This window comes from Afipia sp. GW821-FHT14H12, assembly GCF_058803465.1.
The window spans coordinates 2,069,555-2,085,848 of sequence record NZ_JBXAOZ010000001.1 but is presented as its reverse complement, the minus strand read 5'-3'; the positions used below and the strand labels follow the sequence as shown (position 1 = coordinate 2,085,848).

The window sequence follows — 16,294 nt, the reverse complement described above, 5'->3', positions numbered from 1 at the left end:
CAGATATCAACCCGGCATGAGGCATAAAAAATCCCGCATCGTTTGGCGGGAGATCGATGCAGATCAATGCCGCTGCATGTCTGAATCTGCATGTCCGATACTGGCAGGGGCGGCAGGACTCGAACCTGCGACCCTCGGTTTTGGAGACCGATGCTCTACCAACTGAGCTACACCCCTACAGGCGGCTTTCTATAGCCGACCGCTTTGCGTTCGTCACGCCCTTCTCGCCGGATATTTCCGACGCCTTTTCCGGCGGATAACGCAGCTTGACTCGCCCTGCCCCTGCTTCCTTAATAAATCCGGTCCATGAGGCCCTTCGCGAAATCAGGAACCGCGGCTTGAGACGCTTTTCCTCCATGCGCCGCATGTCCTTGGTCTACCGCCTCCTGTCGCTGGTGCTGGTCGCCTGCCTGCCGGGCCTCGCCGCCCTGATCTACTCCTCGCTCGATCTGCGCGACTCCCGCTATCAGGAGGTGAATGCGGAGGCTTTGCGCAACGCGCACTTCGCCGTGTCGGAGCTCGAGCAGATCTTCGAGGGCATCAAGGGCGTTCTGCACACGACCGGCCAGGCGTCGGAAGTTCGCAGCGGCGACTTCGCCGCCTGCCAGCAATATCTGGCACGTGTGCGGACCAAATTGCCGCCGCTGACCTCCATCGTCATCATCGAGCCAAACGGAGAACCCCGCTGCTTTAGTGAAGGCAGCGTTCCCGCCGTCAATCTCAGCGACCGCTATTATTTCCGCGAGGCCCTGACCACGCGCGAGTTTTCCGTCGGCGATTACACCATGAGCCGGTTGTCCGGCCGCCGCATCGTTCCGGTCGCGCTGCCGGCCGTGACCGGCGACCACATCGATTTCGTCGTCGGCGCCGGCGTCAATCTCGAATGGCTCGGCCGGCAATTGCGCGAACGGGGACTCGCGCCCGGGAGCGCCGTGACCGTGGCGGACCGCAACGGCATCATCGTCGCCCGCGAACCCAATCCGGAAAAATTCATCGGCACGAGCTTTCCGACGCAATACATGTACCTGCTCTCGGCTCTGCCCGGCACGGCGGACGTCCGCAGCCGCGACGGGACCGACCGCATCCTCGGCTACATACCCGCGCCCTACACATCGTTCGGACTCTATGTGTCGAGCGGCATCGCGCGCGCGGAAGCGCTGGGACCGATCGACCGCGCGCTCCGCAGCAGCGTTCTCTTGTTCGTGCTCGGCAGCACGGCTGCCTTCCTGCTGGCATGGCTCGTCGGCGAGGGCATCATCCGCCGCCCCCTGATGCAGATGGTCGCCACGGCGGAAAGCTGGCGGCGGGGACATGATGGCGTTCGCAACCGGCTCGACGGGCGCAACGACGAGATCGGCATGCTCGGCCAAACCTTCGACAGCCTGATGGACGAAAACGCACGGCGTGAGGAAGAGCGTGAGGAATCCGAGGCGCGGCGCGAAATTCTCGTCCACGAACTCGCGCACCGGGTCAAGAACACGCTCGCCACCGTGCAATCCATCGCCTCCATGAGCTTCCGCACCAATCAGGGGCCAGAGGCACTGCGCAATTTTCAGGAGCGGCTGCAGGCGCTGGTGCGCAGCCACGACCTTCTGACGCGACACAACTGGCAGCACGCCGATCTGCGCGAGGTTGCGGAAGCAGCGCTCGCGCCTGCGCGCGAAGATCTCGCGCACCGGTTTACGCTGTCAGGACCGCCGGTAGACCTGCGCTCAGCCATCGTGGTGCCGATCGCCATGATCTTTCATGAGTTGTGCACCAACTCGATGAAATACGGCGCGCTCTCCAACGATACCGGTCATGTCGAGCTGCGCTGGACCAAGGAGCCGAACGAGATCGGTAACCTCATCAGCCTGACCTGGAGCGAGCGCGGCGGACCGCCGGTGAAAGCGCCGGAGCAAGAAGGCTTCGGCACCCGTCTCATCACCAGCCTGACGCGGCAACTGGGCGGCGGATATGAGGTGCACTATGCCGTGTCCGGCATCGTCTGCGACATCCGCCTCGTGACGCGCCCGGACGCCACACCGGAGCAGGACTCCTGAGCGCCACTCACCTCACGCCGCAGCGCGCGCATGACGGCGGATCGATTGCGGCGGCTGTCCGAGCACACGCAGGAAAGCCCTGCGCATCCGTTCGCGATCGGCAAAGCCCGTCTCGTTTGCAATCACATCCATCGAATGACGGCCCTCCTCCATCATCAGACGCGCGGCCTCAACGCGCAGATGCTCGACGGCCTTGGCCGGAGACTGTCCGGTCTCGGCGCGGAATGCGCGGCTGAATTGCCGGGGACTGAGATGCGCGGCCTGCGCAAGTTCCTCGACCGACAATACGTTCCCAAGATGGCTCTTGGCGTAGTCGAGCGCGCTCTGGATGCGGTCTGATTTCGGCGCGAGTTCAAGCAACGTCGAAAACTGCGACTGGCCTCCCGTACGGCGATGATAGACGACGAGCTTGCGGGCCACTGACCGCGCCACCTCCGCACCGTGATCCTTCTCGATCATGGCGAGCGCAAGGTCGATGCCGGCCGTCATTCCAGCCGAGGTCCACACCGGCCCGTCCACGATATAGATGCGATCTTCCTCGACCGTGATCGCGGGATATCGTTGCCGAAGCTCTTGCGCGAAAGCCCAGTGCGTCGTGGCGCGGCGACCATCGAGTACCCCGGCCTCTGCCAGAACAAATGCGCCAATGCAGGGCGCCGCCACTCTGCGCGCCGTCCCCATCGAGCGCCGGACGAATTCCGCCATAGCGGGGGTGACAGGTTCGATTTGCGCGCCCGCGCCGATCACGACGGTATCGAAGGTCTCGTCGCCGAACGCTTCGGTCTCGATGCAGAAGCCGGCTGAAGAGCGTACGGGCCCACCGTTCTCCGACAGCAAGGTCAACCGATAGGCCGGTTCGCCCAACGTCATGTTGGCCACTTCAAACGCAGACACCACAGCAAACCCCATCGCCTGAAAGCCGGGGAATATCGCCAGCGCAACCTCGTGCATGGGAGCCACCTATGTCCTGAAAAGGTGTTTATATGACATTTAAGACGTCCAGAAAAGCAGGTATCCAATTCGGGAAGACACGGATTGGATCAACAGGAGACGTATCATGGCACTTTCAGCAAAAGGCACTGCACTCATCACCGGCGCATCATCCGGCATCGGTGCGATCTACGCGGAACGCCTCAGCCGCCGCGGCTACAATCTCATTCTGGTCGCGCGCCGGCGCGACAAACTAAATGCCCTCGCCAGCAAGATCGGCGCCGCGACTGGCCGCGCTGTCGAGGTCGTGACCGCCGATCTCGGCAAAAAAGACGACCTGCGGCGAATCGAGGGCCTGCTGCGGACCGACGCCAGCATCACCCTGCTGGTGAACAACGCAGGCATCGGCGCCACCGCGCCGCTGCTCGATTCCGACATCGACAAAATGGAGGAGATGATCAACCTCAATGCCACCGCGCTGACACGGCTCACCTATGCCGCCGTGCCCGGCTTCGTCGCTCGCGGCGGCGGCACGATCATCAACATAGCTTCGGTCGTCGCTATTGCGCCGGAATTGCTCAACGGAGTCTATGGCGCATCGAAGGCTTTCGTTCTCGCCTTCAGTCAGTCACTCCGCCACGAACTTCAGGATAAGAACATCCGCGTTCAGGCCGTGCTGCCCGGCGCAACAGCCACGGACTTCTGGGATGTTTCGGGACTTCCGCTCGAGAACGTACCCAGCGAATGGGTGATGCCGGCGGAGCGCATGGTCGACGCCGCGTTGTCTGGTCTCGACCAGAATGAATTCGCCACCATTCCCGCACTGCCCGACAATGCGGATCTGGAAGTGTATGAAGCGGCACGCCAGAAGTTGATGCCGAATCTCTCCGGCAAAGAGCCGGCAAAGCGGTACGCGGCTTAGGGGCTACAGACCGATCTGGCGGCGTCGTGAAGTGCAGGCGCCGTCAGATCATGAAACGTCACGCTCGTCCGCGGATCGCGCGCCAGACGAAGATCAGGATGCAGGCACCGATGAAACCGGCGATGAGATAACCGATCCATCCGCCCAGCGCGATGCCGAACAATCCCAAGAGAAAATTCGCCACCGCCGCGCCGACAATGCCGAGCACGATATTCATCAGGATGCCGGTGCCGGTCTTCATAAACATCTCGGCAAACCAGCCGGCCAGACCGCCAACGATGATGGCCGCAATCCAACCAATTTCAGCGCCTTGCATTGCCATGCTCCTTCAGTGTGTGAACGAGAATCCAAGCTTTTGCCGATGGATCGGCCTTGGCAATTCTCCGTACCTGCCGGTCCACAGCCAAGAATGCATACAACTGCGTCACGGCCCCGTGACGATTCCCCGACATTCGATCTCGCCACACTGGGCAACACCATCGCAGGTCTGGTGGGGCGACGCGGCTGGCGCGATCCTCACCGCGATCGGCGGCGCGATCAAGAACCGCTCAGCCGCATGATGGCGCGAGGGTGCCGCACGCGGCGCCCTCGTCTCCCAACCGGCAGGCCCTGCCATCGCTCCAATTATTGGCCGCGATTTTTAGGCGCTGACAACGCCAATACGCGGTTGCGCGCGCGATCCGAATCGAAGGCAATGCTCGAATATTCATTCGCGAGCCAGCCGCATGAAGTCGCTGATAACGGGCCTGGTCTTGTTGTTCCTTGGATTCCGGCGCGGCCTTCGCGACCCGGAATTCAGGGCCATCATGTTTCTACTGATCGTCGCCACCCTGATCGGAACATTGGTGTTTCGATCCGTAGAGGGGTGGTCCTGGCTTGATGCGGCCTATTTCAGCGTAGTGTCGCTCACGACCGTGGGCGACGCCAATCTGGCGCCAAGCGCCGCGGTGACGAAGATATTCGCCATGGCGTTTTCACTGGTGGGAATAGGCCTGATGCTGGCGTTCATCTCTCGCCTGACATCGTTCCGGGATGAGGCATCCACCGAAATCGACTGACCCGCCGCCATCCCAAATTGCTTTAACTTCAAATGGTTGAGTTTTCGCGGCGGCTGTTGAGGCCCGTCTGCAGCCGTGCTAGTTCATCACCAGCGCGGGTGTAGCTCAATGGTAGAGCAGCAGCCTTCCAAGCTGAATACGAGGGTTCGATTCCCTTCACCCGCTCCAATCGCACATGGCTTGGAAAAGTTGAGCGATCTTCCGGTTAACGCTGGATTTTTAAAGATTCAGACTCTGGGAAATAACCTGTCGCCTTGGTTGACTTTCCCCCGCCGCTTCCCCCATAAACGCCGCCGACCGGTTGTCCGTGAACGGGCACGCTTTTCAACGTCATTGTGGGCCATCTGACCGCTTCGCGGCGGAGCGATCCAATGACACTGAACTACCGGGGGAGTGTCCCGAGTGGCAAAGGGAGCTGACTGTAAATCAGCCGCCGTATGGCTTCGAAGGTTCGAGTCCTTCTTCCCCCACCATACTGAAAACGCTCGCGGAAAATAAATTTCCGCGAGCGTTTTTGTTGGGCTCCATGCGACCCCTTTGGCCGACGAAAGGGTTGCATGCGTGCAACCCCCTTACTGTCCCTTCTGCGCATGTTCCCGCAAAACGTCTGTACTCCTCAGCATCACACTATCGGCTTGCCGATTGCCTTGCAGGAACCCTCGTGAGACAAGCGCGCCATGGCCAGCCGCGATCCATCCTCCCGCTTCAAGGGCTCGAACCGCACGCCGCCGCGCGGACGCGGCGGACCGCCGCATCGGCGGAACCGGGAAGACCGCGACGGGCCGGCGATTCTCTATGGCTGGCACACCGTCACCCTGGCGCTGGCTAACCCGAAGCGGAAGATCCGCAAGCTGTTCGTCACGGAAAACGCGCTGCGCCGCCTTCAGGACGAAAACATCGATCTTAAGAAGCTGACGCCGGAAGTCGTGCGCCCGAGCGTGATCGACCAGCGGCTCGGGCCGGACGCCGTGCATCAGGGCCTGCTCGCGGAAGCCGATCCCCTGCCCGCGCTCGATATTTCCGAACTGCCGCAGGACGGCATCGTGCTGGTGCTCGACCAGATCACCGATCCGCACAATGTCGGCGCGATCCTGCGCTCGGCTGCGGCGTTCGCGGTGAAGGCGGTGGTGACGACGGCGCGCCACAGCCCGGAGGCCACCGGCGTGCTGGCGAAATCCGCCTCCGGCGCGCTGGAACTGGTGCCGGTGGTGATCGTGCAGAATCTGGCCCGCGCGCTCACCGAGATGAAGGAGCACGGCTTCCTCACCGTCGGGCTCGACAGCGAAGGCAGCACCAACCTCGCCGAGACGGAATTGCGCGCGCCCCTCGCGCTCGTGCTCGGCGCCGAAGGCAAAGGCTTGCGGCAGTTGACGCGGGAGACCTGCGGCACACTCGCGCGGCTCGACATGCCAGGCGAGATCAAGAGCCTGAACGTCTCCAACGCCACCGCGCTTGCGCTCTATATCGGCGCGTCGCGGCTTGGGTTGATGAAATAACTGGCTTGATCAAGTAACTGCCAAAAAGATTTCGCTCCCCTCCGCATCACGCGAAGAGGAGCGAAACCAGATCAGCCACGATCGATGGATTACATCTTGTTCGGATGCGCGTGAGCGTTGCCGCGCACGACCTTCTCACCGGCCGGATGGCCCGTGTAGTAGTAATGGGTGCGCGGCTTCACGCCGCGATTGTGCTGGCGGACATTCGTACGCTGGTAACGCGCGCGATGATGGTGACGCCAGCGGTAGCTGTACACACGCGGACCCTGGATATAGGCACCGTCATAGTAGTGATGCGAAGCGTGCGCGTACGGGCCACCATTGTAGCCGTAGTAATATGGCCGGCTGTAAGCCGCCCAGCCCGACACCGAGCGCTCCTGATAGGTCGGCACCGGCGCGATGTCGCCCGGACCGGTATAGGTCGGCCCCTGGTTGACGTAGTAGTACTGCGGGCCGGCATCGAGGTTCGGCAACTGCTCGCGGAACGTCACACCGCAACCGCTCGCGACATAACCGCAACCATAGGCCGTTGCGCCCGAAGTAAACAAACCGCCGCCGCAACCGTTGTAGCAAGCCATCGCCGGAACGGCGCTGACCATCGCCCCGATCATCGCGGCGAGACCCAGAACCTTGAAACGCATACGCACTCTCCTGTCGGTTATTTGTTGTGTCTTAATGTCTGAAGCGTGGGGTGACTTCCGGCGCGACAATGACCGGCGGCGGATAGGCTGGCACGGTCTGTTGCGGAGGTGCCGACTGCGCCGACCATGACTGATGATAACTTTCCGCAGGCTGCGGCAATTTGCGATTCGCCGAGGGTTGAATCTCAAGGCGGCCATAACCCGGACGGCGGCCGAGCGAAGGATAGTAGTGGCCGACGGGCGGGCCTTCGTAATAATCCCAGCCGCCATAGACCGTCGGCTGCACATGGACGCCACGCGAGAGCCCCCAGTCGCCTTCGACCATGGCGTACGTCGCATCGCGCCCGTTGATCATGACCGGGACGCCGGGCTTGCCCGGAACGGCGATCACGCCACCGCTATCCGCAAATGCAAGCACTGTGCTGCCGACCAGAACTGCGAGCGAGACGACGATACGCATCAGAACAACCTTCCGAATTCGCTTCAATCCTAATTCAGCCATGGCCGCCATAAGTTAAGAGGCAGGCGCAATCGCGCGGTAAGGCTAACGCGCAAGCATGATGTCGCGTTCAATTGCAGCAACCGGGAACTAAAATACGAATAAGATCAGCGGTTAACGAAAGGCAAATGCAGCGGACGCAGGCCCCTGCACAGCCGCCGGGCTTAACTTCGGCCCCGTTTGCGACATTCCCGCTGGCGTACGGATCACAGAACGCGAGGCCGTGACGGGCAATGTCGAACAGCACGAACCGTTCTGAATGGTGCCGGCGGAGAGGATCGAACTCCCGACCTTCGGTTTACAAAACCGCTGCACTACCGCTGTGCTACGCCGGCAACGGGCCAACAGCTATCAGCGCCGGGCGAGCCGGACAAGACCGCCCCGGCAGGCATGTCTCCCTTCCGGAACCGGCCCGGGAGGCCCTCATACACAAGCCTTCCACAGGTGCGCTGTGAATTGCGGGCAAAAGGTAAGGATGTGCCGAACCGCCTCATGGGTGTCCGACTTGGGAGTTATCGACAGCTCACCGCGTAGAGAGGGAGTAACCTGATGGCGTCTTCAGAATTTCCGGCCGACCGTTACGATGTGCTGATCGACGAGACCATTGCGAGTTGCGACGGCAACCTGCGCAGCGCCGTGCGCGCGCTCCTGATCGCCAATGAGCACCTCGAAACCGAAAACTCCCAGTTGAAGCATTACGTCGATATCTCAACCCGCATCGAAGCCGCGAATCAAGGCTACCTCAACTGAGGCCCCCCCGCCTCGGCGCCTGCGTTACATATACGACCACAGGCAGAGCGTGTTCGCGACCACCGCAACGGTCAAGGCGAGTGTAAGGGCACGATCCATCATGGCTGTTCGCTCGGCAGTCTGAGGGGCGAGAATCGCCCCAGTCGTTGCCGGGATTTGAAGGAGATTCGGGGGAAGAGTCCCATGCTTTGTTTTTTCGCGGGTGTCTTGCGGAAAAACCGGTTCCGAGTCCGTCTGCCGATTCTCGAAACAGAGCATTCCTCTCAATTCATCCAGACGATGCCGCCATTGAGTGTCGCCGCATAGGCGACCCATGCGAGATACGGCGCCAGCAACCACGCCGCGATACGATCCACCCGTACGCTCGCCACCATCGTCAGAGCGATTGCGGCAAGCAACAGCACGATATCGATCAGCGCCGCGCGCGTCGCATGCGCGCTGAAAAACAGCGGTGACCATGCCGCGTTGAGTGCCAGTTGAATGAGAAACAGCGCGATCGCCCAGTTGCGCGCCGATGATGGCGCGGCCTTCTCCCACAATCGCCACAGCGCCACCGCCATCAGGCTGTAGAGTGCTGTCCAGACAATCGGGAAAAGAGACGCTGGCGGCGTCCATGACGGCTTCGCCAGTTCATTGTACCAACCCGCGATCTGCGGCCGCGTCACGATGCCCTGCACGGCGGCGATGCCGAGGCACAGCACCAGACAGGCCGCAAGCCGAGTCGTCGTCCGGAACTGCATCGCAGGCCTCACCGTGTTAGCTTCTCCAACTCGGGAAACGGAGCATAGTTCGCCCCCGCGCAGATTTCGCCCGGCTTCTCGATCAGGCGGTCGAGACGGCCGTCGATGTAGACCACCGCACGCTCCTTCACCGGCGTATAGCTGCCCTCGAGATTCTTGGCGCTGTAGCGCAGGCAGGTAACGTAACGCTGCCGTCCGCCGACTTCGCGCTGCATCGGCTCCGCGATCGCCGCGCTGCGCACGTCGGTTGGATCGTTCAGATATGTGTGCAGGAATGCGAGCAGTTGGGGGCGATAATTCTTGGGAAACGGCTGATCGCTGACGCCGCGGTCAGCGGTATAAGTGACGCCATCGTAATCCGCGCTGCCGAACGCGCACCCGCCAAGCATCAGAACGATGGTCAATAGCGGCATGGCGCGACGCACTGCGCGGCGTGCCGCTGTCTCCCATTTGCAACGCAGATCGGGGAAGTCCATCGCGCAGAGATTCTCGGACATTGTGGCGTTGACACGACACCGCCACCCCGCTTGATTGCGGGCACGGTACAGGTGCCGGCGCAAGCCGGCGTAATAGGGAATTCGGTGCCGTCGCGCTGAGGGCATATTTCGCACACCTTCTCCGGCGCGGCAATTCCGAAGCTGCCCCCGCAACTGTCAGCGGTGAGCCGCTGTCCATCATGCCACTGAGCACGGCCCATGCCGGCTTGGGAAGGCGGACAGCAGCGACGATCCGCGAGCCAGGAGACCTGCCTGCGCCGGTCATCCATCCGTCGCGCGGGGCGTGCGAAGGAGCGGCTTCCGCAGCGGTGACATGACATGAACCGTTGCGGAGACATGCCTCTGGCCTTCTCCAGTCCCGATGTGAAGCCTCGCTTTCATATCATGCGCCTGGAAGCCTGATCGTTCTCCGCCTGCAAGATTTCGGTGGGGGCCGAACGTGACATTACATCAATCATCCTCGCGCAGGCGCATCTCGCCTGCTTTGCTCTCAGCATTGCTGGCGAGCGCAGCTTTCATTCCATCCGCACAGGCCCAGCAGACCGAACCGCCGCTGCCCGCGATTCAGGTGAGCCCGGCCCCGAAGAAGCCGAACCAGCATCTACCGAAAAACAGGAAGCGCGTGGATGCGAAGCCGAAGCCTGCCGAAGCATCTGCCGCTTCCGCCAATCTGCCGAACAACCTCGTGACCTCGCCGACCACGATCCCTACTCCGGTCAGCCAGATTGCCAGCTCGATCACCGTGATCACGGCAAAGGATATTCAGGACACACAGCGGCGAACCGTGCCGGATCTGCTCCAGACCGTTCCCGGTCTCAATGTTGCACCTAATGCTCCGGGCGGACTGACATCCGTTTTCATCCGCGGCGCAAACTCCTATCACACCAAGGTCCTCATCGACGGCATCGACGTGAGCGATCCATCGAGTCCCAATCGCGCGTTCGATTTCGGTCCGCTGACGACATTCGGCCTCGAACAGGTCGAAGTTCTTCGCGGCCCGCAGGGTGGCCTGTACGGATCGGACGCGATGGGCGGCGTCATCTCGATGACAACCAAGACCGGCAAGGGCGCGCCGCAATGGTCCACGCTGCTCGAAGGTGGATCGTTCGGGACGTTCAATCAGGCAACCTCGGTCAGCGGTTCGACCAGCGACACACGCTATGCTTTCACCACATCGCACATGCGGGTTGACTCGACACCGGTCGTACCACTCTCCAGCCTGCCTCCAGGACAGAAGCGCAACAACGACTTCTATGACAACCTGACCTTCCACGGCAAAGTCAGCCACGACTTCTCCGAGATGTTCTCGGTCAATGCCGTCGCCCGCTACACGGATGCTCACCTTCGGTATACGGAGAGCGATGGTTTCAATCCGGTGACGTTTGCAACCGTCCCCAACCCGATCCAGTCCCGGTCCGACAGCAAGCAGTTCAACGGCCTCGTCGAGGGCGTATTCAAATTACTCGACGGGCGCTTCAACAACCATGTTGGCGTGACCTACACCGACGTTCAGCGGAACACGACCGACCCTTATGGTCCTCCGTTTTATGGATCAGACACCCCAAACAGCAGCTACCATGGCGATCGTGCGAAGGTGTACTGGAGAAGCGATCTTGCGCTTGTGAGGGGACAGACGCTTGTCACCGGCGTGGAGCATGAAACCGAACGGGGGCGCATCGACCAGGCCGTCTTCAACATTCCCGTGGCTGCCGGCTCGATTCAAAACCTCGGCAGCTATGCCGAATTGCAATCCAATTTTTTCGACCGGCTTTTTATCGTGTCAAACGTGCGTCATGACCAGAACGACCATTTTGGCGGGCACGACACGTTCCGTGTTGCGCCGGCGATCGTCATTCCGGAAACCGGCACCAAGCTCAAGGCAAGCTATGGCACCGGCTTTCACGCGCCCTCAATCGATCAATTGTATTCAACCAACCCTGCTTTCGGCGTCGTCTCGAACCTCAACCTGAAGCCGGAGGAAAGCAAAGGCTACGATTACGGCTTCGAGCAAGCCCTGTTCAACAAGCGCTTACAGTTTGGCGGCACCTGGTATCATAACAGCTTCAACAACCTCATTGAGAGCTTCCAGCCAGTCCCGACCGACCCGACGCTCTTTTCATACGAAAACGTCGCACTCGCGACGACCCACGGCCTCGAAGCCTTCACCTCGTTCGCACTCACAGAATCCCTCACGCTTCGCGGCGACTACACCCACACGATTGCCACGGACGACACCAAGCACATCGCGTTAAAACGTCGTCCGGCCCATAAGTGGAGCGCGCAAGCCAAATGGGCGGCAACCGACAGACTGACGCTGACGGCGACCGCGCTTTGGATCAGTTCGTGGAGCGATGCCGACGCAACAGGTGCCACTGTGCGCGCGCCTGGCTATCAGCTCCTCAACCTCGCGGCGAACTACAAAGTCGATCAGAACTGGTCGGTGTTCGGACGCATCGATAACGTGCTCGATCGCCATTACCAAAATCCGCTCGGCTTCGAGAAAACCGGCATCGGCGTCTATGGCGGCCTGCGGTTCGTGACGAACTAAAAACAAAGCCGGTCCGTGGACGGGGGAATCCACGAACCGGCTCTCAATTCAGCGGACGCAGCCGGGGCAAGCCGCGCCGCTGTCGTCAATCAACCATGATGACGATGCTTCACGACCACGCGCTTGGTGTGGTGATGCGGACGCACATGGTGACGATGATGCTTCTTCACCATGTGGGCGTTGGCATTCGCCACCGACGGCTTCAGAACCTGAGAATGGGTGATCGTTTTTTGCGTCTTGATCACGGTCGCGGCCATCGCCGGCGCAACCATCACCGAGGCGGCAACAATGGCGGCTGAAATGATCTTCAACATGGCAAACTCCTGTTTCGGGATCAGAGCGCAATGGGCCGAATGGCCGAAGCGGTGATCGTGGCCCGATGATGAGCCGCGCGCACTGAACTCAAACTGAAGCCGCCAAACGGTTTCTGTTCATCTGCATGACATCTTGTTAATGTCGATTTCGTCCCGTCCGCGCCTGCGAGCGAGCCATCTTGCGGCGTTAACGCTGTTAAAGGGTCGCGGACGGAGCACATTTCCCCCAGTACCGCAGGAGGCAAAGACCGGATACACTTGAGGAATTCACGCCAATCCGGCCTGCGCCCTACGGGGTTAACCAGCCTTCATGACCGTCGAGAGCAAATACCAACGCATTGCCTTTGTCGCGAGCCCGGTGCTGGAAGCCCAGCGCGCGCTGGCGCAATTGTCGTCGGACTACGGCAATCGCGAAGTCGAGGATGCCGATGTCGTGGTGGCGCTCGGCGGCGACGGGCTGATGCTGCGCACGCTGCATGAGCGGATGCGCTCCGGTACGCCGATCTACGGCATGCATCGCGGCACCGTCGGCTTCCTGATGAACGAATACAGCCGCCACGGGCTGATCGAACGCCTGAATGCCGCGCGGCTGACCGTCATCAATCCGCTTTTGATGCGCGCGACTGACGCCGCAGGTGAAGTGCATGTGCACCACGCCATCAACGAAGTCGCCTTGTTTCGCCAGATCTATCAGGCCGCGCGGCTGCGCATCCTGATCGACGAGCAGGTGCGGATGCCCGAACTGATTTCGGACGGCATTCTCGTCGCCACGCCGGCCGGTTCGACCGCCTATAACTACTCGGCGCAGGGACCGATCATTCCCATCACGGCAAACCTTTTGGCGCTGACGCCGATCAACGCCTTCCGCCCACGGCGCTGGCGCGGCGCCCTGCTCGCAAGCTCCGCCCACATCACCATCGAGGTGCTGGAGGACGAGCGGCGTCCGGTGGCCGCGGTCGCCGACCATAATGAAGTGCGCTACGTCACCCGCGTCGAGGTGCTGACCGACAAGAGCATCTCGATCCGCATGCTGTTCGACCCCGGCCACAGCCTGGAAGAGCGTATCCTGAGTGAGCAGTTCGGCGTTTAACCGCAGGCAGATGCCTCGGACTGCGCGTTTATGCTTAACCGGGCGTTAACGGCCGCCAGCCTAGACTTTTCCCATATCGGCGTCCCTCTACGTGGCTGTGCATGTTCCGCATCGACTTCAACAAACTGCGGTTTCTCGTCTGCGACGACAACGCGCATATGCGGCGTATTCTGCGTACGCTGTTGCACTCGTTCGGCGCGCGCGAAGTCTATGAAGCCGAAGACGGCGCCACCGCGCTTGAAATGTACAGCCATTATGTCCCCGACATCGTCATCACCGACTGGTCGATGCCGATTTTCGACGGGCTCGAACTCGCGCAGATGATCCGCCAGCCGGACGGCGTCGGCAATCCGTATGCGCCGATCATCATGCTCACCGGCCATTCGGAGAAGCGTCGTGTCATGACCGCGCGTGACGCGGGCGTCACCGAATTCCTCGCCAAGCCGATCTCCGCCAAGGGGCTCTACCAGCGTATCCTGAACGTGGTGGCATCCCCCCGGCCCTTCATCCGCACCAAGAGCTATTTTGGCCCGGACCGGCGGCGCAACACCTCCAATACCTATATCGGTCTCGACCGCCGCAACGGCGGCAAGGCCGAAATCCTGCAGCAACCCTCGCTGCTGGATAAAGCCCGCAGCCCCGGATAGCGGCCATGGCCAAAGACAAAACCGGCAGCCTCAAGGTCGAAACCTTCGAAGCCCATCAGGTCATCACCCAGCCAAATCCGTTGCGCAAATTCGTGCGCCATGCGGATGATCGCGACACTGACGACCCGATCGCGCGCGCCGAGGAGGCGCTCGCCGGCCTGTCCGGTGAATTCAAGAGCTGGATGGACGAGGAATGCGCCCGCCTCGCGCACGCGTTCGAAGTGGTGGCGAAGGATGGCTTCACCAGCCAGAACCGGGAAGAGCTGTTCCGCGCAGCCCATGACATCAAGGGCGATGCCACCACGTTCGGCTATCCCAAAGCGGCGGTCGCCGCCGAAAGCCTCTGCCGCATTCTCGAACATGCGCCCGAACTCACTACGGTACCATCGGACCTGATCGCCCATCATGTTCACGCCATTCAGGCCATCGTGCGCGAACTGCCGAAGAGCAGTTCGAAAAAAGACACGGCGGATGAACTGAGCATCCGTTTGCGCAAATTGGCCGACGAATTCCTGATCGAGGCCAATCGCGACCGCCCCGAACACCTCGAAGCCGTGCTGGCGCCGAGCATCGTACCAGCGGACTAAACGCCCCCCACTTCCTCACCGGCAAACAAAAAGCGCCGCTCAACAGCGGCGCTTTTGCATGCTCGTATGAAGCACGATGTTGCTTTAGGCCGCGATGCGCTCGCGGACGATCTGGGCAATCTCGGCGTCCAGTCCCTCGATCACCGCATATTCGTCATTCGAGGCGGCATAATTCTCGTCCAGCGGCGCATAGTCGTCGAATTCGCTTTCATAGCTGAATTCGTTTTCGTCATCCAAACGCGGCGCAAGCGGCGGAGAATCCACGAAGACGATGTCCTCGTCATCCTCGGCCATCATCTCGTCGTAACTACAATCGTCTTCGACTGGCGCCGCGTCCTCGATCATCTGCACGAACCGCTGGGCGTCGATCTGTGTCGCCGTCTCATCGCAGAACAGCCGAGCATCCTCGCGCGCTGCCTCGACCGCGAAGCGCCGCAGCAGCACCAGCAGCGGATCGTGCGCCGACGCCACTTCGCTCTCGCATTGCGTCAACACACGCTCGACCATGCGGCGTTGCAACCGCACAATACCGTCCTGCCTATCGACGAAGCCAATCTCCAGAATCGCTGCGACCGCGGCGCGGAATGCCGGAACGGTCGAGGCCGGGAAACCCGCCTTCGTCAGCAGCGCGTCCAGCCCTGCCCCGCGGCTATAGGCCAACGCGGCGACACGACGCGGCGGCAGGCCGCTCAGCTCGACAAGCGCTGCTTCAAACAGACCGGCATTGCCCGACAACAACGCGCGCAGCACGAGGCCTGCGTTGAGCTGGCCGCTTTCGCGCAGATGATGGATGAGATTTGCCAGCTCCTCGCCCTGCGACAGGCTTGCGATATCGAGCAGCGAGCGTTCCGTCGCTTCCGCCGCAAGGCGGCTGGCGCGGTCTGGCGTGATCCAGTCGCGCGCTGCGGCAAAGCGGGCCAGCGTCGCCGACACCTTGGCCGCCAGCGCAAGGCGCACCGACGCAGGCAAATTCTCACGCTGCAAAAGCTGTTCGCGGATCACGGCGAGATCGCCATGGCGCTCGACGATCCGCTCCAGCGAGAACGGCGCCAGCGTCACGCCGGGATTTTCAATCAGTTCGAGCACCGCCGCCGCATCGCCGACTTCCGCGAGCGCGGCAGCCACCGACACCGGCAACTCCGCGCGCCGCGCCACCGCGCACTGCACCTGCGGGCAACCGGTGGCGACGAGATCGACCAGATCGGCATCGATCAGCAGCGGCGAGAATTCGAGAACGGGCAATGCGATATCGGGCTGGTCAGCCGCGAGTGCCGCGACGATGGCGGGCGGCGCATCGGCCTCGGCCGCGAACACCTCCGACATCGCCTGCCGCACCAGCGGCGAGGCATCGTCGAGCAGCATCAGCAGCGCGCCTTCGGCGGCGATGCGATCGTCCTGCGATAAATCTGAAATGAGCCAGGCGCGGGCCAATGCCCGTGTCGCCTCGGCGCGCTCCCCGACGGGAGCGGTACGAACCCAACTGATAAACTGCCGAACGATCATGGGTGTTCCGGCTTACGCAACTTTGCTGAC

The 16,294-nt window shown here is 61.7% G+C and carries 18 protein-coding genes, 4 tRNA genes and 1 riboswitch; of the genes, 12 read left to right on the top strand and 10 right to left on the bottom strand.

The annotated features are described in order from the left end of the window. Positions 1-101: 101 nt before the first annotated feature. A tRNA-Trp gene (locus AC1RNA_RS10505) sits at positions 102-177 on the bottom strand. A gap of 179 nt (positions 178-356) precedes the next feature. Between AC1RNA_RS10505 and AC1RNA_RS10500 the strand changes: the two genes are divergently transcribed. Continuing rightward, positions 357-2,042 carry a sensor histidine kinase gene (locus AC1RNA_RS10500; RefSeq protein WP_492951209.1) on the top strand — a complete coding sequence of 562 codons (1,686 nt, stop codon included), beginning with the start codon at positions 357-359 and terminating at the stop codon, positions 2,040-2,042. A gap of 12 nt (positions 2,043-2,054) precedes the next feature. On the opposite strand, the gene AC1RNA_RS10495 is transcribed toward AC1RNA_RS10500, so the two are convergent. Further along, entirely contained in the window at positions 2,055-2,993 is a 939-nt protein-coding gene (locus AC1RNA_RS10495; protein ID WP_492951051.1) for a GlxA family transcriptional regulator, read from the bottom strand. A 106-nt stretch (positions 2,994-3,099) separates the two neighbouring features. On the opposite strand from AC1RNA_RS10495, the gene AC1RNA_RS10490 reads away from it, so the two are divergent. Further along, on the top strand, positions 3,100-3,894 hold the full coding sequence (locus AC1RNA_RS10490; protein ID WP_492951050.1) for an SDR family NAD(P)-dependent oxidoreductase: 795 nt from the start codon (positions 3,100-3,102) through the stop codon (positions 3,892-3,894). 58 nt (positions 3,895-3,952) lie between these two features. On the opposite strand, the gene AC1RNA_RS10485 is transcribed toward AC1RNA_RS10490, so the two are convergent. Next, the gene (locus AC1RNA_RS10485; protein WP_009341081.1) at positions 3,953-4,210 is read right to left on the bottom strand and encodes a GlsB/YeaQ/YmgE family stress response membrane protein; all 258 of its coding nucleotides are present in this window, start codon (positions 4,208-4,210) and stop codon (positions 3,953-3,955) included. A 118-nt stretch (positions 4,211-4,328) separates the two neighbouring features. On the opposite strand from AC1RNA_RS10485, the gene AC1RNA_RS10480 reads away from it, so the two are divergent. The 5 genes from AC1RNA_RS10480 (at position 4,329) to rlmB (ending at position 6,448) form a co-directional block, all read left to right on the top strand. Then, positions 4,329-4,454, top strand: coding sequence for a hypothetical protein (locus AC1RNA_RS10480; RefSeq protein ID WP_492951049.1), 126 nt, complete (start codon positions 4,329-4,331; stop codon positions 4,452-4,454). Between the two features lie 165 nt (positions 4,455-4,619). Next, positions 4,620-4,952, top strand: coding sequence for a potassium channel family protein (locus tag AC1RNA_RS10475; RefSeq protein WP_492951048.1), 333 nt, complete (start codon positions 4,620-4,622; stop codon positions 4,950-4,952). Between the two features lie 94 nt (positions 4,953-5,046). Further along, positions 5,047-5,120, top strand: a tRNA-Gly gene (locus tag AC1RNA_RS10470). Between the two features lie 219 nt (positions 5,121-5,339). Continuing rightward, positions 5,340-5,425 (top strand) — tRNA-Tyr (locus tag AC1RNA_RS10465). Between the two features lie 204 nt (positions 5,426-5,629). Beyond that, on the top strand, positions 5,630-6,448 hold the full coding sequence (gene rlmB, locus AC1RNA_RS10460) for a 23S rRNA (guanosine(2251)-2'-O)-methyltransferase RlmB (RefSeq protein ID WP_492951047.1): 819 nt from the start codon (positions 5,630-5,632) through the stop codon (positions 6,446-6,448). Positions 6,449-6,537: 89 nt separating this feature from the next. Here the strand turns inward: rlmB and AC1RNA_RS10455 are convergent, their stop codons facing one another. The 3 genes from AC1RNA_RS10455 to AC1RNA_RS10445 all read right to left on the bottom strand — a co-directional run bounded on the left by AC1RNA_RS10455 (position 6,538) and on the right by AC1RNA_RS10445 (position 7,923). Further along, positions 6,538-7,089, bottom strand: coding sequence for a hypothetical protein (locus AC1RNA_RS10455; RefSeq protein ID WP_009341084.1), 552 nt, complete (start codon positions 7,087-7,089; stop codon positions 6,538-6,540). 31 nt (positions 7,090-7,120) lie between these two features. After that, positions 7,121-7,549, bottom strand: a complete 429-nt coding sequence (locus AC1RNA_RS10450) for a hypothetical protein (protein ID WP_009341085.1) — start codon at positions 7,547-7,549, stop codon at positions 7,121-7,123. Between the two features lie 299 nt (positions 7,550-7,848). Continuing rightward, positions 7,849-7,923: transfer RNA gene (locus AC1RNA_RS10445), tRNA-Thr, on the bottom strand. 214 nt (positions 7,924-8,137) lie between these two features. Between AC1RNA_RS10445 and AC1RNA_RS10440 the strand changes: the two genes are divergently transcribed. Then, positions 8,138-8,338 (top strand): hypothetical protein, encoded by a 201-nt coding sequence (locus AC1RNA_RS10440; protein WP_009341086.1) that lies wholly within the window; start codon positions 8,138-8,140, stop codon positions 8,336-8,338. A 263-nt stretch (positions 8,339-8,601) separates the two neighbouring features. Here AC1RNA_RS10440 and AC1RNA_RS10435 read toward each other — a convergent pair whose 3' ends face one another. Then, positions 8,602-9,078 carry a TspO/MBR family protein gene (locus AC1RNA_RS10435; RefSeq protein WP_009341087.1) on the bottom strand — a complete coding sequence of 159 codons (477 nt, stop codon included), beginning with the start codon at positions 9,076-9,078 and terminating at the stop codon, positions 8,602-8,604. An 8-nt stretch (positions 9,079-9,086) separates the two neighbouring features. Continuing rightward, positions 9,087-9,575: a hypothetical protein gene (locus AC1RNA_RS10430; RefSeq protein WP_040298685.1), complete on the bottom strand. Its 489-nt coding sequence runs from the start codon at positions 9,573-9,575 to the stop codon at positions 9,087-9,089. A gap of 32 nt (positions 9,576-9,607) precedes the next feature. Then, a riboswitch (cobalamin riboswitch) is annotated at positions 9,608-9,845 on the top strand. Positions 9,846-10,014: 169 nt separating this feature from the next. Here AC1RNA_RS10430 and AC1RNA_RS10425 point away from each other — a divergent pair. Further along, positions 10,015-12,123 (top strand): TonB-dependent receptor plug domain-containing protein, encoded by a 2,109-nt coding sequence (locus AC1RNA_RS10425; protein ID WP_492951046.1) that lies wholly within the window; start codon positions 10,015-10,017, stop codon positions 12,121-12,123. 89 nt (positions 12,124-12,212) lie between these two features. Here the strand turns inward: AC1RNA_RS10425 and AC1RNA_RS10420 are convergent, their stop codons facing one another. Further along, positions 12,213-12,437: a His-rich protein BRANT gene (locus AC1RNA_RS10420; RefSeq protein ID WP_009341090.1), complete on the bottom strand. Its 225-nt coding sequence runs from the start codon at positions 12,435-12,437 to the stop codon at positions 12,213-12,215. A gap of 310 nt (positions 12,438-12,747) precedes the next feature. On the opposite strand from AC1RNA_RS10420, the gene AC1RNA_RS10415 reads away from it, so the two are divergent. The 3 genes from AC1RNA_RS10415 (at position 12,748) to AC1RNA_RS10405 (ending at position 14,761) form a co-directional block, all read left to right on the top strand. After that, complete coding sequence (locus AC1RNA_RS10415) at positions 12,748-13,527, top strand: NAD kinase (RefSeq protein WP_009341091.1); 780 nt, start codon at positions 12,748-12,750, stop codon at positions 13,525-13,527. Between the two features lie 101 nt (positions 13,528-13,628). Then, complete coding sequence (locus AC1RNA_RS10410; RefSeq protein WP_009341092.1) at positions 13,629-14,174, top strand: response regulator; 546 nt, start codon at positions 13,629-13,631, stop codon at positions 14,172-14,174. Positions 14,175-14,179: 5 nt separating this feature from the next. Further along, complete coding sequence (locus tag AC1RNA_RS10405) at positions 14,180-14,761, top strand: Hpt domain-containing protein (RefSeq protein ID WP_048755818.1); 582 nt, start codon at positions 14,180-14,182, stop codon at positions 14,759-14,761. 84 nt (positions 14,762-14,845) lie between these two features. On the opposite strand, the gene AC1RNA_RS10400 is transcribed toward AC1RNA_RS10405, so the two are convergent. After that, positions 14,846-16,264 carry a DUF2336 domain-containing protein gene (locus AC1RNA_RS10400; protein ID WP_492951045.1) on the bottom strand — a complete coding sequence of 473 codons (1,419 nt, stop codon included), beginning with the start codon at positions 16,262-16,264 and terminating at the stop codon, positions 14,846-14,848. Positions 16,265-16,294: the final 30 nt, after the last annotated feature.

Excerpts from the sequence above, each read along its gene's own strand:
- AC1RNA_RS10500 (WP_492951209.1), top strand. The coding sequence starts at position 357 with ATGCGCCGCATGTCCTTGGTCTACCGCCTCCTGTCGCTGGTGCTGGTC.
- AC1RNA_RS10495 (WP_492951051.1), bottom strand. The coding sequence starts at position 2,993 with ATGCACGAGGTTGCGCTGGCGATATTCCCCGGCTTTCAGGCGATGGGG.
- AC1RNA_RS10490 (WP_492951050.1), top strand. The coding sequence starts at position 3,100 with ATGGCACTTTCAGCAAAAGGCACTGCACTCATCACCGGCGCATCATCC.
- AC1RNA_RS10485 (WP_009341081.1), bottom strand. The coding sequence starts at position 4,210 with ATGCAAGGCGCTGAAATTGGTTGGATTGCGGCCATCATCGTTGGCGGT.
- AC1RNA_RS10475 (WP_492951048.1), top strand. The coding sequence starts at position 4,620 with ATGAAGTCGCTGATAACGGGCCTGGTCTTGTTGTTCCTTGGATTCCGG.
- rlmB (WP_492951047.1), top strand. The coding sequence starts at position 5,630 with ATGGCCAGCCGCGATCCATCCTCCCGCTTCAAGGGCTCGAACCGCACG.
- AC1RNA_RS10455 (WP_009341084.1), bottom strand. The coding sequence starts at position 7,089 with ATGCGTTTCAAGGTTCTGGGTCTCGCCGCGATGATCGGGGCGATGGTC.
- AC1RNA_RS10450 (WP_009341085.1), bottom strand. The coding sequence starts at position 7,549 with ATGCGTATCGTCGTCTCGCTCGCAGTTCTGGTCGGCAGCACAGTGCTT.
- AC1RNA_RS10440 (WP_009341086.1), top strand. The coding sequence starts at position 8,138 with ATGGCGTCTTCAGAATTTCCGGCCGACCGTTACGATGTGCTGATCGAC.
- AC1RNA_RS10435 (WP_009341087.1), bottom strand. The coding sequence starts at position 9,078 with ATGCAGTTCCGGACGACGACTCGGCTTGCGGCCTGTCTGGTGCTGTGC.
- AC1RNA_RS10430 (WP_040298685.1), bottom strand. The coding sequence starts at position 9,575 with ATGTCCGAGAATCTCTGCGCGATGGACTTCCCCGATCTGCGTTGCAAA.
- AC1RNA_RS10420 (WP_009341090.1), bottom strand. The coding sequence starts at position 12,437 with ATGTTGAAGATCATTTCAGCCGCCATTGTTGCCGCCTCGGTGATGGTT.
- AC1RNA_RS10415 (WP_009341091.1), top strand. The coding sequence starts at position 12,748 with ATGACCGTCGAGAGCAAATACCAACGCATTGCCTTTGTCGCGAGCCCG.
- AC1RNA_RS10410 (WP_009341092.1), top strand. The coding sequence starts at position 13,629 with ATGTTCCGCATCGACTTCAACAAACTGCGGTTTCTCGTCTGCGACGAC.
- AC1RNA_RS10405 (WP_048755818.1), top strand. The coding sequence starts at position 14,180 with ATGGCCAAAGACAAAACCGGCAGCCTCAAGGTCGAAACCTTCGAAGCC.
- AC1RNA_RS10400 (WP_492951045.1), bottom strand. The coding sequence starts at position 16,264 with ATGATCGTTCGGCAGTTTATCAGTTGGGTTCGTACCGCTCCCGTCGGG.